This is a genomic window from Methylobacterium sp. 17Sr1-1, from assembly GCF_003173775.1.
GTDB lineage: Bacteria > Pseudomonadota > Alphaproteobacteria > Rhizobiales > Beijerinckiaceae > Methylobacterium.
On the sequence record NZ_CP029552.1, the window covers coordinates 4,537,416 to 4,551,115 of the forward strand.

The window sequence follows — 13,700 nt, forward strand, 5'->3', positions numbered from 1 at the left end:
GGAACCGGACCGCCTCGCGACGTCCCGGGGATTCATGGGGTCAGGCCACCGGCGGGGTCAGGTCACCGGAGGAGCTTGGACCGGCCGGCGCCGCCCGGTGAGGGCGTCGACGAGGCCGAACAGGGCGAGCGCGGCGAGCGCCAGCCCCTGGGTGAGGAAGACCAGCACGTAGAGGCCGATCAGGATCGGCGTGCGGCCGGGCTTGCCGCGGCTGCGGTCGTGGAGCGCGGCGAGCCCCTGCAGCGCCAGGGCGGCCGCGAGGGCGCCGAGGAGGGCCACCCCGAAGGCGCCGGCATAGCCCGGCAAGAGCGAGAGCACGGCGCCGACGACCAATCCCCACAGGGCCCGGCGCGGCAGCACGGTGGCGGGCAGGTCCGGCCAGGGCCGGGCGAGGCGGCCGGAGATCTGCACCACCCGGGCGCCGGCCCAGAGATAGAAGGTCAGGAGCAGGGTGAAGGTCGTCGCCATGATGGCGGGCGCCAGGCCGGCGACCCGCTCGGCGATGCGGGCGAGGTCGTCCTCCTCCAGCCCGGCGCCGCGGGATGGTGTCTCCTGCATCTGCAGTTGCAGCATCGCCCGGGCGAGGCGGCGGACCCGCTCCTGGTAGGCGGCGTGGTCGCCGGAGGACAGCATCACCACGACGACGAGGGCGATCGCCGCGGTGACGGCGACCCAGGCCAGCAGCCGGCCGGTCGGGTACCATTCCATCCCGCCGGAGGACTTCTGGCGGCCGAGCAGCGCGAGGTAGCCGAGCCACCAGGCCGGCAGGGCGGTCGAGACCAGGAAGGCGAGGCCGCGCAGGGGCGACGAGACGATCGCGAGGGCGAGCGTGCCGGAGGCTGCGGCGACGAGGCCGGTCCGGTGGCTCCAGCCCATCGCCACGATCAGGATCGGCAGCGGGGCGAGCAGGTAGAGGGCCAGCGCGAGCGGCGTCGCCTGGACGACGACCCCGATCAGGAGCGCCGAGGCGAGGCCGGCGACGACGCCGATGCCGGTGTGACGAACCATGACACCTTGTCCGCTGTCCCGCCGCCCGTCCGGGCGGGGTTAGAGGCGCAAAACAGAACGCCCCAGCGACCCGGCGGCAGGAAGCCGCCGGGTTGTTGATCAGATCAGCGGATCACGTAGGGCAGGAAGCCCAGGAAGCGGGCGCGCTTGATCGCCTGGGCGAGCTCGCGCTGCTTCTTGGCCGACACCGCGGTGATGCGCGAGGGCACGATCTTGCCACGCTCGGAGACGTAGCGCGAGAGCAGCTTCACGTCCTTGTAGTCGATCTTCGGGGCGTTGGGGCCCGAGAACGGGCAGGTCTTGCGCCGACGGAAGAACGGACGACGGCCACCGCCGCCACCAGCACCGAAAGCCATGGCTTACTGCTCCTCGTTCGTGTTGCGCTCGGCGCGCTCGGTGCGCTCACCGCGCTCCGGACGGTCGCCGCGCTCGGGGCGGTCACCGCCGCCAAAGCCGCCGCCGAAGCCGTCGTCGTCGCGGCGACGGCCGCGCTCGCGGTCCTTGCGCTCGTCGCGATCGCGCTTCTGCATCATCGCGGACGGCTCGGACTCGAGCTCCTCGACGCGCACGGTCATGAAGCGCAGCACGTCCTCGGAGATGCGCATCTGGCGCTCCATCTCGGCGAGGGCCGCCGGGGGAGCGTCGATGTTGAGGAGGGTGAAGTGCGCCTTGCGGTTCTTGCGGATGCGGTAGGCGAGAGACTTCACGCCCCACATCTCGGTCTTCTCGACCTTGCCGCCGTTCTGCTCGATGACGGACTTGTAGGTCTCGACCATCGTTTCGACCTGCTGCGAGGTCACGTCCTGGCGAGCCAGGAACACATGCTCATAGAGAGCCATGATGGGCCTTTCTCAGGGAGACTAAGGCCCGCTGCACGAGCACGCGGGAAGCGGTTTCGGGCGTCGGGCCGGTTCGTCCTCGCGTCGCACGGCGCCAAGCCCTTCGAGCCTGCAAAGGCCCGAGCGGTTGTTCGAAGGCGGAGACACGGGACGACGGGGCGAACCCCTGTGCCGGGACTGAGCCCGACACCGTCCGTTCAGCCCCCGGCCGGAGCGAACGCGAGGCGCGGCCTATAGCAGGTTTTGACGGGATGGCAAGAGAGCGGGCAAGAGAGAGGACGAGAGAGGGGACGAGGGCGAGAGCGCGCAGGACGGCGCTAAGGCCGGCGTAACCATCGCGCCGCTAGGGTATCGCTGCGTTCACCACAGGATCTCTCGCCCTATGGCGTCGGCCGCGGCCTTCCGACCCGACAGACGGCCGCCGGCGGCCTTGCTCGCCGACCTCGTCGAGGCCGCCGAGCAGGTCGTCGATGCGGGCCGCACCCTCGACGGCGTCGCCGATCTCCTGGTCGCCCGGGCCGACGGGCTCTCCGCCACGCAGGTCGGCGCCTTCGACGAGGTCCTGACGGTGCTCGTCGAGGGGGCCGGCACGGGATCGCGCGGGCGGCTCGCCCGGCAGGTCACCGCCCTCGCCCGGCCGCCGCGCAAGCTGGCCCGGCGCCTCGCCTGCGATCCCGAGGCGAGCGTCGCGGTGCCGGTGCTCGCGCGCTGCGCGGCCCTGCCCGACGAGGTGCTGCTGCGCGTCGCCCGAAGCCGCGGACCGGTGCATCTCGCGGCCATCGCCCGGCGCGCGACGGTCGCCGCCCGGGTGGCGGACGTGCTCGCCGACCGGGGCGACCAGGCGGTGATGGGGACGCTCGTCGCCAATCGCGGGGCGCAGCTCTCGCTGTCGGCGCTGACGCTCCTGTCCGCGCGCATGGAGGACCGGGACCGCCTCGCGGCGGGGCTGGCGGCCCGCGGCGGCCTGCTGCCGGGCCAGCGCGACGCGCTCCTGCGGCCTGCCGCCCGCCCCGGCCCGACGCGGCGCGCCGTCGCGGCGGTCGCCCTGCGGGTCCGGCTCGGCCTCGAGGAGGCCGACCTGCGCAGCTGGCTCGCGCATGGCCGGATCGCCGAGGCGCTGATCGGCCTCGCCCACCTCGCCGGCTGCCCGCCCGAGCGGGCCGAGGCGGCGCACCGCTCCCCGGCGTCGCGGGCGCTCGCCCTAATCGTGCGGGCGGCGGATCTGCGCCTCTCGACCCTCGGCGCCTATCTGCGGGCCCGGCCCGGCCCGGCCCCGACCGCCGAGGCGGCCGGCGCGGCGGTGCAGGCCTACCGCTCCGTCACGGTGGCGCAGGCCCGCGCGCTGGTCGCGCAGCAGGGGTGAACGGAGCGGGAGCACGGTACACGACAGGGGCACAGGGCCGAGGTTCGATACGGCCAGGTTTCGGCGCGGCCAAGATTTAGCGGGGAGGCATTCAGTTTCCGCTCCTCCCCTCTCCCGGATCTCCTTCCGCTGACGCTCCAGTCGTGCGGGAAAGGGGGAATCGTACGCCTCCCCGCCGCGCGACGGGGACAGCCGCGCCGCGGCCCCGTCCGGTCACGGAGCCTTCGCGGCCGTCCCCAGATGCTTGTCGAGGAAGGCGGCGATCTCGGTGAAGACCTCGCGGGTCTCCGGCGCGTCCGGATCGAACAGGTACTGGGCGTGGCTCATGCCCTCGAACACCTGGAGCGAGGCGTCGACCCCGGCCTGGCGCAGCTTGCGGTGGGTGCGCACGGTGTTGGAGAGGAAGAGGTCGCGGGTGCCGGTGGTCAGGATGGTGGGCGGCAGGCCGCGCAGGTCGCCGTAGATCGGCGAGAGCTGGGGGTCGCGCAGGTCGTGGCCGTCGGCGTAGAGCTTCGCCGCCCGGGTCAGCACGCCGTCATAGGAGACGAGCACGTTGTCCAGCCACTCGTTGGCCTTGTAGCTGTCGCCGGTCTCGGTCAGGTCGGACCAGGGCGTGCCGGGGGCGATGGCGGCCGGGAGCGGCAGCCCCTCGCGTCGGGCCCGCAGCATCAGCGCCAGGGTCATGCCGCCGCCGGTCGAGGTGCCGAACACCGCCATGTTCCCGGCCGGCTGCAGGGCGAGCGCGGCCTTCCACACCGCCATCGCGTCGTCCATCGCCGCCGGGTAGGGCGCGTCCGGGGGCATGCGGTAGTCGAACGAGATCACCGTGAAGCCGCCGAAGGCCGCCATCAGCACCGCCTCCAGCGTGCCGGCCTCGCCCGGGTTGTAGACGTAGCCGCCGCCGTGGATGTGGATCAGCAGCCGGTGGCGGTTGCGCTCGGGCACCACCTTCGGGGCGATGATCCAGGCCTTGACGCCGCCGATCACCTCCGGGGTCGAGACCACGCCGAGGCGCTCGCGCAGGGCCGGCAGGGGCGCGGCGGTCTGGGCCGCGAGCTTCGCCACCAGCGCCTTCCACTCCGCCGCATTGCCCGGATCGGCGTTCCAGGCCGGGGTCTTGTAGGGCGCCGCGATCGCCGCCTGGAATTCGGGGCTCACCGTGCCCGGCACCGGGATGCGCCGGCCCGGCACGGTGCGCGGGCCGGGCGCGGCGTTGGCGGCGTTCTGCGCCGCCTCCATGCGGGCGAAATCCGACGCGTCGGCGCTCGGCGGGCCGGCCGGCTGCGGCTGCTGCGCGAGGACGGCCGTCGGCAGCGCGGCGGCGAGCGGGGCGGCCAGGAGCAGCAGGGCGGCGAGGCGGCGCGGGCCGGACAATGGACGGCAATCCTGTCAGCGTGGAGCGCCGCACGATTCGCATGGCCGTCCCCATCCCGCAAGATGGGCCGGTCCGGCGGGGGCGCCCCGCTACGGCAGCCCGCGCCGCAGGGGCGAGGCGTCGTAGCCGTCGAGCAGGTCCTGCGGATCGCGGTAGATCGCGGTGCAGCCGGCCTCGCCGAGCTGGGCCTCCGGGAAGCCGCCGCACAAAACGCCGATCACCGGCAGCCCGGCCTTCACCGCGGCCTCGGCGTCGTAAGGCGAATCGCCGATCACGATCGCCTGGCCCCGGGACGGGCGGCCGAGCTTGTCGAGCGCGGCCTCGAAGATGTCCGGATGCGGCTTCGAGCGCTCGGCCTCGTCGGAATTGGTCGCCACGTCGACGAGGTCGCGGATGCCGGCGATCTCCTGGTAGCGCTCCACCTCCTCCGCCTTGCCGGAGGAGGCGAGCGCCAGGACGTGCCCTTCCGCCTTCAGCCGCTCGAACAGGGCCCGCACCCCGGGAAACGGCTTCACCTCCGGCAGGTATTTCGTCTTGAACAGGTCGGAGCGGAATTTCTCGAGTTTCTCGCCCTCGCGCTCCAGGCGCTCCTTGGGCACGAAGACCGGCATCAGCTGGTCGCCGCCCTTGCCGATCTGGCTGCGGACCCGATCGGCCGGGACCGTGATGCCGAAGGCGGCGAACGCCTCCGCCCAGGCCTTGGCGTGCAGGTCGACGCTGTCGAGCAGGGTCCCGTCGATGTCGAAGATCAGGTGGCGGATCATGGCGGGAGTCTCGTCTGTTGCAGCCGAGCACGAAAGCCATGCAAAGCGCCGGGGTTCCGTGCGGCGCAAGCGGCGCGGCTGGCCTTCGGGCGGCGCGACCGTTAGAGGTTCGTCAACGCCGTTCCCGCCGGCCGGTGGGACGGCTCCTTCGAGAGCCCGGGAAGTGTCGATGTCCGTCCTGTCCAGAGCCTGCCTCGTCGCGGCCGTGGCCGCGCTCGCGGGCGGCTGCATCAGCAATCCCCTCGGCCAGGTCGGCGGCGTGCTCCCGGCGGGCGATGTCGGCCCGCCGCCCTCCTTGCGCGGCGACGTGAAGCTGCCGGCCCGCAGCAGCGGCGACCTCGCCCAGGCGGCGACCGAGCCGACCCGCCGCCTCAACGTCCCGACCAATTCCCGCGCGAGCGGCGACACCCTGAGCGCTCCGCCCCGGCGCATCCGTCGCGAGGACATCGAGGGCGAGGGCGGCGCCGGCGGCAGCAGCGGCGGCAGCCTGTCGCCCACCATGGGCTCGGGCGGCTCGGTCGGCCTCGGCGGGAAGTTCTGAGCGGCGAGCTCTAGGAACTTCGGGAGTCGCGGCTCTCCGCACCGGCCTTGGCGGCTGCGCGGCGGGCCCGGGTCTCCTGCGCCCGCGCGGTCTCGCGCAGGCGCCGCAGGCGCTCCTCCAGGCCGGCGCGGGTCGCCGGCCACCAGCCGCGGCCGGGCGCATCGGGCGCCGCCGCCGGCACCGCCTCGGCGATCTCGCCGAAGGTCGGGATCCGCCACCAGCCCCAGACCAGCGGCCCCGGCGTGGTGATCGACGGGTAGTGGGCGAGCGCGTCGGTCTCGGCGATGGGGGCGTCGTCGAGGGCCTCGAACACCACCACCCCCGCCTCGGCCACCTCGACCGCCGCGCCGAGCGGGGGAGGATCGCCCCGCGGCACCGGGTGGCGCCGGCGCCGGCGCTCGGCTTCCGCCGCGGGGTCGCGGGCGGCCTCGCGCCGGGCGCGCCGCACCGCCGGCTCGTTGGCGGCCGCCGCCTCTTCGATCACCGGCCAGACCGCTTTCAGTGCCTCGTAGGAGCGCCAGGGCACCCGCCAGGCCCGGATCTCCGGCGCCCAGGCGGCGAACGGAATGGTGCGCAGGGTATCGACGACAATCCGCGAATAGGGCGTGCGGACCAGGAGCGCCTCGGCTTGCGCCGCCAGGTAGGGGCTCTCCAGGGGCTCGAAGGCGTAGGCGTCGCGGCCCTTGTCGTCGCCGTAGGCATCGAGCGCGGAGATCTCCCGGGCGATCCAGGCATCGGCCCGCTGCTCGGCGGTGGTGCCGGGCACGAACCAGCGCCGGAGCTTGCGCCGCCAGCGGGCGGTCGGAAAACTCTCCTTGAAGCGGGCCAGGAGCGCGCGGTCGAACGGCATCGCCACCAGCACGCCGGGGCGCTTGGCGGTGCCGGGCGCCACCGCGAAGCCCGCCCCGCGGGCGACCTCGCCGGCGGGCGCCCCCGGCGCGTCGGGCGCCTCCTGCCGGTCGTCCCGCCTGTCCTCCTGCCCCGCCTCGGTCATGACCGTCTCAGATCGTCGGGGCCCGGCCACCGTAATAGTCGTCGAGGCGCCCGCCATAGGACGGATCGGTGAAGGGGTCCTCGTCCGGGCCGTGGCGCGGGGCGCCCGCGAGGGTGTCGGCGTCGATGTCGATGACGTAGCCGCCGAGCCGCACGTCGTAGGTCAGCGCCTTCCAGGGCACCGGGTGGTAGCTCTCGCCGAAGCCGAGGAAGCCGCCGAAGGACAGGACCGCATAGGCGACCTGCCCGGTCACCTTGTCGACCATGAAGTTGTAGACGCTGCCGAGATGCTCGCCCTTGCGGTCGTAGACGGCGGTGCCCTCGACCTTGTTCGAGGCGATCAGCCGGCGGGTCTCGTCGAGGGCGACGCCGTCGCCGGACGGGTCGAGCTCCATCGTGCCGGGCTCGCGGTAGGCGCGCTCGTTCGGCGAGGCGCGGTTCTGCGGGAGTTCGGTCGGCATGGCGGGACTCCGGGACTGGTGTGCCTCGGGGGAACCGGTCTCGCCCGCGACGGTTCCGCGCCCTCGGTGCGCCCCTCCCCTCTTCCGCGTCATTCAGCGCATCCCGGCCTCTTCCGAGCCCTGCGCCGCCTCCTCCCGCTGCTGCTGGTCCACCTCGGTGCGCACCGTGCGGCTCGCCAGCGTCATCTCGATCGCGAAGGCGGTGAGCGAGGCGAGCGTGCAGACGATGGCGGCGCCGAACAGGAAGAACAGCACGCTCGCCACCGCGGCGTCCCGCAGGGTGCCGAGGAAGAGGGTCAGCACCGCGCCGCAGATCGCGACGCCGCCGAGCGCCGCGATCACCACCGCCACGTCGAGGGCGAGGCTGCGCCGGCGCAGGTCGCGGAGCCGGGCCTGGTCGCCGGGCCGCTCGGCGATGCGGTCGGAGAGCTTCTCGACCTGGTCAGCGATGCGGGCGTGGCGGGTCGAGAAGACGTTGAGCAGCGTCGCGATGCCGGAGAGCAGGAAGACCGGGGTCAGCGCCACCTGGATGATGTGGGCGGTCGAGTCGACCTGGGACGGATCGGCGGAGGGGAGCATGCGGGATCGGGGGGCGGGCGGGGGCGCGGCCGGGCGCCGGAACCGGATCCTCGCGATATAGGGTACGGCGGCGACACGGCATCACGCCACGTCGATTCCGCAATGCAGCAGACGAAAAGATGCCGCTCCATTCCGGCATAAGTACTCCATTAGAGTATTTACGCCCTGATGGCGGCAGCGGGGACCTGGGACGCAGAGACGCTATATTCTCGGGCGCGCGATCCGCCCCGGCGCGCCGGGGCGGACGATCCGTCATCCGGATCACGGCGAGGATGCATTGCCGCCAAGGCCCTTCCGTCCCGGCGGAAACTTGACGCCCGGCCGGTACAAAATTACTGGTACTCGCAGGAGTTGCAGCTTTCCGCCGGGCAACCCGTCGGAATGCGTTCCAGCGGAGGGGTGCGTGCGGGGACGAGAGGGGAGATGGGCGGAACCGCCGCCGGGGGGTCTGGCGGCAGCCTGCGCGGCGCCGGACGCGGTGGCGACCTGGCAATGGGACATCGCGCGCAACGTCCTGCGCGGCGACGACCGCATGGCGGCCCTCTACGAATTCGATCCCGCCCATCTGCGCACCGGCGCGCCGATCTCCCTCCTCCTCGCCCGCATCCACCCGGAGGATCTGGACGGCGTGAAGGCGCGCATCCGGCGGGCCGCGGAGGAAGGCGGGTCCTACGTCCTGCCCTACCGCCTGCTGTCGCGGGACGGCGGCGTGCGCTGGGTCCTGTCCTGCGGCCGGTGTACCCGCGACGCGTCGGGCCGGCCGCTCGAGGGACGCGGCGTCATCATCGATCTGACCGGGGGCCAGGCCCATCCCCTGGAGCGCGCCGCCGAGCACGGCATCGCGGTCCGCCGCGCGGTCGACGACTGGCACGATCCGTTCCTGCACCGCCTCGCCGACATGCTGCTCCTGGAGATCGGCCGCGGCCTCGCGGCGGATCAGGGGCCGTCGGCGTGGAAGAATTAAGGGTGTCGCCGGTTGGTTTGTCTCGATCGCGACGTCGCTCTCGATTCCGGTCGACCAATCCCACGATATCACATCCTCTGCGTCATCCCGGGGCTCGACGAAGTCGAGAACCCGGGATCCATAACCGCTGAGGTCTCCTGAAGAGGCGGGCAGCGTTCTGCTTCGTCCTGAAGCGTCGGCGGTTATGGATCCCGGGTTCCGCTGTCGCGGCCCCGGGATGACGCACAGGGTTTCAAGTCGGGCCTTCACATCGAACAGGCACTGACCCTGCCGGCCACAGCCCGCCCGGCCGCCGCCTCACCCCGCCGTGATCGCGAGCCGCGCCCCGTGGGTGAGGCGCAGGTCGAGCTCGCCCGCAGCCGTGGCGGCCCGGAACACGGCCGCGACCGGGCCCTCGCCTCGCTCCGCCAGCGCCCCGGCCAGCACCCCGTCCGCGCCCGTCGGGCTCGCCAGGGTGACGGTGGTGGCCGGTCCGAGCGGCAGGGTCACGGCGCGGGCCGGGCTCCCGAGAATCTCGGCCTCGACGATCGGCGCGTCGGCCCCGGTGCCGAGGAGGGCGGCGTAGCGGGCGCGGGAGGCGGCGACGTCGCGCACCGCCACCGTGAGTGAGGCGACGCCGGTGACGCCGTTGTCGTGGCGGCGCACGTCGCCCTCCTGGACGCGAAGGGCGCGGGGCGTGACGTCGCCGCACAGGAACGGCACGTCGGAGCCCGGCGCCCGGGCGGTCTTCCAGTCGAGGCGGGCGCCGTCCGGCCGGAAGCGGCCGCCGGCGACCGGATCGGCGATGTCGAGCCCGCGCTCTTGCGCCGCCTTCACGTCGGCCTCGATATTGGACGGCAGCAGCGCGTGATCGAGAAAGCCCTCGCCGGCACGGTGATAGACCTCCGACCAGCGGTTGCCGGGTTCGGGCTTCTTGAAGGCGATCAGTTCCAGGTAGGCGCCGTCTTCCAGTACCACCAGCACGTTGTGGGTGATGCCGTTCTGGTGCTCGCCGCCGCGGATCACCGTGAAGCCGAGGCTGGCGTAATCCGCGAAGGCCGCGTCGAGGTCGGCGACCGCGATGACGAGGTGGTCGAGGGTGAGGGACATGACGTTTCCTCTTTCAGGCGGCCGGCATCTGCGGACGGCCGGGGATCCAGGAGCGGCCGGGCACCGCCTCCAGGAGGGCGCGGGTGTAGGCGGCCTGCGGGGCGGAGAAGACCTCCGCGGTCGGGCCGGCCTCGACGACGGCGCCGTCCTTCATCACCGCGATGCGGTCGCAGATCTGGCCGGCGACCCGCAGGTCGTGGGTGATGAACAGCATCGACAGCCCGAGCCGGTCGCGTAAGCTATCGAGCAGCGCCAGAACCTGCGCCTGGACCGAGACGTCGAGCGCCGAGACCGGCTCGTCGGCGACCAGCACCTCGGGCTCCAGCGCCAGCGCCCGGGCGAGCCCGATGCGCTGGCGCTGGCCGCCGGAGAATTCGTGCGGCAGACGGTCCATCGCCGCCGGATCGAGTCCGACGAGAGTGAACAGCTCGCGCGCCTTCGCCATCGCGTCGGCCCGGGAAACGCCGTGCAGCATCGGCCCCTGCGCCACGAGGTCGCCGGCGCGGCGGCGCGGGTTGAGCGAGGCGAAGGGGTCCTGAAAGACCATCTGTACGCGGCGGGCTTGGCGTCGCATCGCCTGCCGCGACAAGCCGGCCAGATCGGTGTCGCCGAGGCGGATCGTGCCCGTATCGGGATCGAGCAGGCGCACGATGCAGCGGGCGAGCGTCGACTTGCCCGAGCCCGACTCGCCGACGATGCCGAGCGTCGTGCCCCGCGGCAGCGACAGGCTCACGTCCCGGACCGCGTGCGTCACCCGGGCCCGGCCCGGGATCAGGCCGCCGCCCTTGCGGTAGGTCTTCGAGACGCCCGCGAGGGACAGGATCGCCGGACTTGCCGCCGAACTTGCCGCCGAACTTGCGGCCGGACGCGGCGGGCGCGGCAGCAGGGGCGGCACCGCGCCGATCAGCGCCCTGGTATAGGGCGCCCGCGGGCGGTTGAGCACGGCGTCCGACGGCCCCTCCTCGACGAGGCGTCCGGCCTGCATCACCGCGACCCGGTCGGCGATCTCCGCCACCACCCCGAAATCGTGGGTGATGAACAGGACGCCCATGCCGCGCCGCCGCTGGATGTCGCGGATCAACGCCAGGATGCGTCCCTGGGTCGTCACGTCGAGGGCGGTGGTCGGCTCGTCGGCGATGAGGAGGGCCGGCTCCAGCGCCAGCGCCATCGCGATCATCACCCGCTGGCGCTGGCCGCCGGAGAGCTCGTGCGGATAGGCCCGGAGCGCCGCCGCAGGATCCGGCATCCGTACCTCGGTCAGCAGCGCGAGGGTCTTTTCCCGGATCGCGCGGGTCCCGAGCGTCGTGTGGATGCGGAAGGTCTCGGCGATCTGGTCGCCCGCCCGGCGCAAGGGATTCAGGGCCGTCATCGGCTCCTGGAAGATCATGCCGATCTCCCGGCCCCGCAGGCGCCGCATCTCCGCTTCCGAAGCGCCGACGAGGTCGCGGCCGCGAAACAGCACCTCTCCGGCATCGGGCCGCACGCCCGCGGGCAGCAGCCGCATCACCGTGTTGGCCAGCACCGACTTGCCCGAGCCGGACTCGCCGACGACGCACAGGATCTCGTTGGCCGCCAGCGACAGGGAGACATCGGACAGAGCGTGGCTGCGGTCGGCCCCCGGCGGCAGGCGGACCGACAGGTTTTTCACCGTGAGGAGGTCGCTCATGCGGCGGTCTTTACCGGTGCGGGGCCGCGCAGGCGCGGGTTGAGGGCGTCGTTGAGGCCCTGGCCGACCAGCGACACGGCGAGCACCGTGACCAGGATCGCCACGCCCGGAATCGCCGAGACGTACCATTGCGTGCGCAGCACGCCGCGCCCGGCCCCGATCAGGTTGCCCCAGGAGGCGACGTTCGGGTCCGAGAGGTTGAGGAAGGCGAGCGCGCTCTCGAGCAGGATCGCCACCGCCATCACCACGCTCGCGTAGACGATCACCGGCGGCAGGGCGTTCGGCAGGATCTCCCGGGCGATGATGCGGGCGTCGCCCATGCCGAGCACCCGACAGGCCTGGACGAATTCGCGGTTGCGCAACGTGAGGAACTCGGCACGGGTCAGCCGGGCCGGGGCCGGCCAGGAGACGAGACCGATCGCCACCGTGACGGTGGTGATGTCCGAGCCGAACACCGCGACGAGCACGAGGAGCAGGAGGAAGTTCGGCAGGGTCTGGAAGGCTTCCGTCACCCGCATCAGGACGTCGTCGACGATCCCACCGTAGAAGCCCGCGACCGCGCCGACCGCGATGCCGATCGCGATGGCGATCACCGTGGCGACGAGGCCGATCAGCAGCGACACCCGGGCGCCGTGGAACACCTGGGCGGCGATGTCGCGCCCGCTCGCATCGGTGCCGAGCCAGACCTTCGGGTTGACGAAGGGCCATTGCAGCGGCCGGCCGGCGAGGCCGAGCGGGTCCTTGGGAAACAGCACCGGGGCGGCGAGCGCCACCGCGACGACGAGGAGGAGGAGCACGGCGCCGAGGAGCGCCGCCGGGTTGCGCCAATAGCGCGCGAGAGCCGCCATCGCGTTAGCGCCCCGCCGCGATGCGCGGATCGAGCCGGCCGTAGATCAGATCGACCACAAAATTCACCGTGATGACGAGGAGCGCCGACACGAACACGATGCCGAGCAGGGTGTTGAGGTCGCGCTGCACCACCGATTCGTAGGCGAGCCGCCCGAGGCCCGGCAGCGCGAACACGCTCTCGACCACCACCGAGCCGCCGAGCATCGTGCCGGCCTGGAGGCCGACCAGGGTGACCATGGGAAGGAGCGCGTTGCGCAAGGCATGGCGCACGATCACGCCGGTCTCGCCCAGTCCCTTCGCTCGGGCGGTGCGGACGTAGTCGAGGTTCATCACCTCCAGCATCGAGGCGCGCATGATCCGCAGGTAGGTGGCGAGGAAGACGAGAGCGAGCGTCAGGGTCGGCAGGACGAGGTGGCGGGCGATGTCGAGGAGGCGCGTCACGCCGGTATAGCCGGCGCCGACCTCCTCGATGCCGCCGGCCGGCAGCCAGCCGAGATGGATCGCGAACAGCACGATCCCCATCAGCCCGAACCAGAACGAGGGCGTGGCGTAGAACATCAGGCCCAGCGTCGAGATCAGGGTGTCGGGCCATTGCCCGATCCGCCGCGCCGCCAGCACACCGAGGCAGGTCCCGCCCGCGAAGGCGAGGGTGAGGGAGGCGCCCATCAGCATGAGCGTCACGGGCAGCCGCTCGGCGATCACGGTCGCGACCGGCTTGCCGTAGATCGCCGACTGGCCGAGATCGAGCTGCACCAGCCGCCACAGGTAGCGGGCGAGCTGGGCCGCGGCCGGCAGGTCGAGCCCGTAATAGCGGCGCAATTCCTCGGCCGTCGCCGGATCGCCGCCGCCCATCTGGGCCATCAGCGCATCGACGGTGTCGCCGGGGGCGAGCTGGAGCAGCAGGAAGAGCCCCGCCAGGATGACGAGGAGGGTGGGGAGGCTGGCGGCGAGGCGGCGGAGCGCGAGGAGGAGGATGGTCATGGGTGGGCCTTGGGCCCTCTCTCCAGGATGGCGCGCGTGACCCTCCCCCCTCTGCGGGGGAGGGTGCCCCGCGAAGCGGGGCGGGAGAGGGGAACCACGCTTCCGAAAAGCTCACGACCGTGATGACGGGCGCCACGTCCTCTAACGTCGCGCCGCTCCTCTCCCGGCCTGCTTCGCAGGCCACCCTCCCCCGCAGAGGGGGGAGGGTTCAGGGCGTCGCGCCTCATG

Annotated in this window: 15 protein-coding genes; 3 read left to right on the plus strand and 12 right to left on the minus strand. The window is 72.8% G+C overall.

What is annotated here, in order from left to right:
- Window positions 1-57 precede the first annotated feature (57 nt).
- From DK412_RS20495 to rpsF, 3 genes are all read right to left on the minus strand, one after another.
- On the minus strand, window positions 58-1,008 hold the full coding sequence (locus DK412_RS20495; protein WP_109973458.1) for a DUF2232 domain-containing protein: 951 nt from the start codon (window positions 1,006-1,008) through the stop codon (window positions 58-60).
- Between the two features lie 104 nt (window positions 1,009-1,112).
- Window positions 1,113-1,364: a 30S ribosomal protein S18 gene (rpsR, locus tag DK412_RS20500; RefSeq protein ID WP_012332436.1), complete on the minus strand. Its 252-nt coding sequence runs from the start codon at window positions 1,362-1,364 to the stop codon at window positions 1,113-1,115.
- Between the two features lie 3 nt (window positions 1,365-1,367).
- Window positions 1,368-1,847: a 30S ribosomal protein S6 gene (rpsF, locus tag DK412_RS20505; RefSeq protein WP_109973459.1), complete on the minus strand. Its 480-nt coding sequence runs from the start codon at window positions 1,845-1,847 to the stop codon at window positions 1,368-1,370.
- A gap of 382 nt (window positions 1,848-2,229) precedes the next feature.
- Between rpsF and DK412_RS20510 the strand changes: the two genes are divergently transcribed.
- Window positions 2,230-3,210 (plus strand): DUF2336 domain-containing protein, encoded by a 981-nt coding sequence (locus DK412_RS20510; RefSeq protein ID WP_109973460.1) that lies wholly within the window; start codon window positions 2,230-2,232, stop codon window positions 3,208-3,210.
- A 213-nt stretch (window positions 3,211-3,423) separates the two neighbouring features.
- On the opposite strand, the gene DK412_RS20515 is transcribed toward DK412_RS20510, so the two are convergent.
- Together DK412_RS20515 and DK412_RS20520 are read right to left on the minus strand one after the other, a co-directional pair.
- Window positions 3,424-4,524, minus strand: a complete 1,101-nt coding sequence (locus DK412_RS20515) for an alpha/beta hydrolase (RefSeq protein ID WP_245447782.1) — start codon at window positions 4,522-4,524, stop codon at window positions 3,424-3,426.
- A 150-nt stretch (window positions 4,525-4,674) separates the two neighbouring features.
- A complete protein-coding gene (locus DK412_RS20520; RefSeq protein WP_204165410.1) occupies window positions 4,675-5,349 on the minus strand; it encodes an HAD family hydrolase in 675 nt (224 codons plus the stop codon).
- Between the two features lie 169 nt (window positions 5,350-5,518).
- Between DK412_RS20520 and DK412_RS20525 the strand changes: the two genes are divergently transcribed.
- On the plus strand, window positions 5,519-5,890 hold the full coding sequence (locus DK412_RS20525) for a hypothetical protein (RefSeq protein ID WP_109975400.1): 372 nt from the start codon (window positions 5,519-5,521) through the stop codon (window positions 5,888-5,890).
- Window positions 5,891-5,900: 10 nt separating this feature from the next.
- On the opposite strand, the gene DK412_RS20530 is transcribed toward DK412_RS20525, so the two are convergent.
- The 3 genes from DK412_RS20530 to DK412_RS20540 all read right to left on the minus strand — a co-directional run bounded on the left by DK412_RS20530 (window position 5,901) and on the right by DK412_RS20540 (window position 7,923).
- On the minus strand, window positions 5,901-6,884 hold the full coding sequence (locus DK412_RS20530; protein ID WP_245447139.1) for a hypothetical protein: 984 nt from the start codon (window positions 6,882-6,884) through the stop codon (window positions 5,901-5,903).
- 7 nt (window positions 6,885-6,891) lie between these two features.
- On the minus strand, window positions 6,892-7,344 hold the full coding sequence (locus tag DK412_RS20535) for a PRC-barrel domain-containing protein (RefSeq protein ID WP_109973461.1): 453 nt from the start codon (window positions 7,342-7,344) through the stop codon (window positions 6,892-6,894).
- A gap of 93 nt (window positions 7,345-7,437) precedes the next feature.
- Entirely contained in the window at window positions 7,438-7,923 is a 486-nt protein-coding gene (locus tag DK412_RS20540) for a DUF2721 domain-containing protein (RefSeq protein ID WP_109973462.1), read from the minus strand.
- Window positions 7,924-8,326: 403 nt separating this feature from the next.
- Between DK412_RS20540 and DK412_RS20545 the strand changes: the two genes are divergently transcribed.
- Window positions 8,327-8,887: a PAS domain-containing protein gene (locus DK412_RS20545; protein ID WP_162596261.1), complete on the plus strand. Its 561-nt coding sequence runs from the start codon at window positions 8,327-8,329 to the stop codon at window positions 8,885-8,887.
- Between the two features lie 297 nt (window positions 8,888-9,184).
- On the opposite strand, the gene DK412_RS20550 is transcribed toward DK412_RS20545, so the two are convergent.
- Genes DK412_RS20550 through DK412_RS20565 form a run of 4 tightly spaced genes read right to left on the minus strand, consistent with a single transcriptional unit; the run spans window position 9,185 to window position 13,472 of the window.
- Window positions 9,185-9,976, minus strand: a complete 792-nt coding sequence (locus DK412_RS20550) for a VOC family protein (protein WP_109973464.1) — start codon at window positions 9,974-9,976, stop codon at window positions 9,185-9,187.
- Window positions 9,977-9,989: 13 nt separating this feature from the next.
- On the minus strand, window positions 9,990-11,642 hold the full coding sequence (locus DK412_RS20555) for an ABC transporter ATP-binding protein (RefSeq protein ID WP_109973465.1): 1,653 nt from the start codon (window positions 11,640-11,642) through the stop codon (window positions 9,990-9,992).
- Window positions 11,639-12,490: an ABC transporter permease gene (locus tag DK412_RS20560; RefSeq protein ID WP_109973466.1), complete on the minus strand. Its 852-nt coding sequence runs from the start codon at window positions 12,488-12,490 to the stop codon at window positions 11,639-11,641. The genes DK412_RS20555 and DK412_RS20560 overlap by 4 nt, the downstream gene beginning before the upstream one ends.
- A gap of 4 nt (window positions 12,491-12,494) precedes the next feature.
- A complete protein-coding gene (locus DK412_RS20565) occupies window positions 12,495-13,472 on the minus strand; it encodes an ABC transporter permease (RefSeq protein ID WP_109973467.1) in 978 nt (325 codons plus the stop codon).
- Window positions 13,473-13,700: the final 228 nt, after the last annotated feature.

Coding starts and splice junctions, on each gene's coding strand:
- DK412_RS20535 (WP_109973461.1), bottom strand. CDS start 7,344: ATGCCGACCGAACTCCCGCAGAACCGCGCCTCGCCGAACGAGCGCGCC.
- DK412_RS20555 (WP_109973465.1), bottom strand. CDS start 11,642: ATGAGCGACCTCCTCACGGTGAAAAACCTGTCGGTCCGCCTGCCGCCG.
- DK412_RS20525 (WP_109975400.1), top strand. CDS start 5,519: ATGTCCGTCCTGTCCAGAGCCTGCCTCGTCGCGGCCGTGGCCGCGCTC.
- rpsR (WP_012332436.1), bottom strand. CDS start 1,364: ATGGCTTTCGGTGCTGGTGGCGGCGGTGGCCGTCGTCCGTTCTTCCGT.
- DK412_RS20520 (WP_204165410.1), bottom strand. CDS start 5,349: ATGATCCGCCACCTGATCTTCGACATCGACGGGACCCTGCTCGACAGC.
- DK412_RS20560 (WP_109973466.1), bottom strand. CDS start 12,490: ATGGCGGCTCTCGCGCGCTATTGGCGCAACCCGGCGGCGCTCCTCGGC.
- rpsF (WP_109973459.1), bottom strand. CDS start 1,847: ATGGCTCTCTATGAGCATGTGTTCCTGGCTCGCCAGGACGTGACCTCG.
- DK412_RS20565 (WP_109973467.1), bottom strand. CDS start 13,472: ATGACCATCCTCCTCCTCGCGCTCCGCCGCCTCGCCGCCAGCCTCCCC.
- DK412_RS20510 (WP_109973460.1), top strand. CDS start 2,230: ATGGCGTCGGCCGCGGCCTTCCGACCCGACAGACGGCCGCCGGCGGCC.
- DK412_RS20530 (WP_245447139.1), bottom strand. CDS start 6,884: ATGACCGAGGCGGGGCAGGAGGACAGGCGGGACGACCGGCAGGAGGCG.
- DK412_RS20550 (WP_109973464.1), bottom strand. CDS start 9,976: ATGTCCCTCACCCTCGACCACCTCGTCATCGCGGTCGCCGACCTCGAC.
- DK412_RS20540 (WP_109973462.1), bottom strand. CDS start 7,923: ATGCTCCCCTCCGCCGATCCGTCCCAGGTCGACTCGACCGCCCACATC.
- DK412_RS20495 (WP_109973458.1), bottom strand. CDS start 1,008: ATGGTTCGTCACACCGGCATCGGCGTCGTCGCCGGCCTCGCCTCGGCG.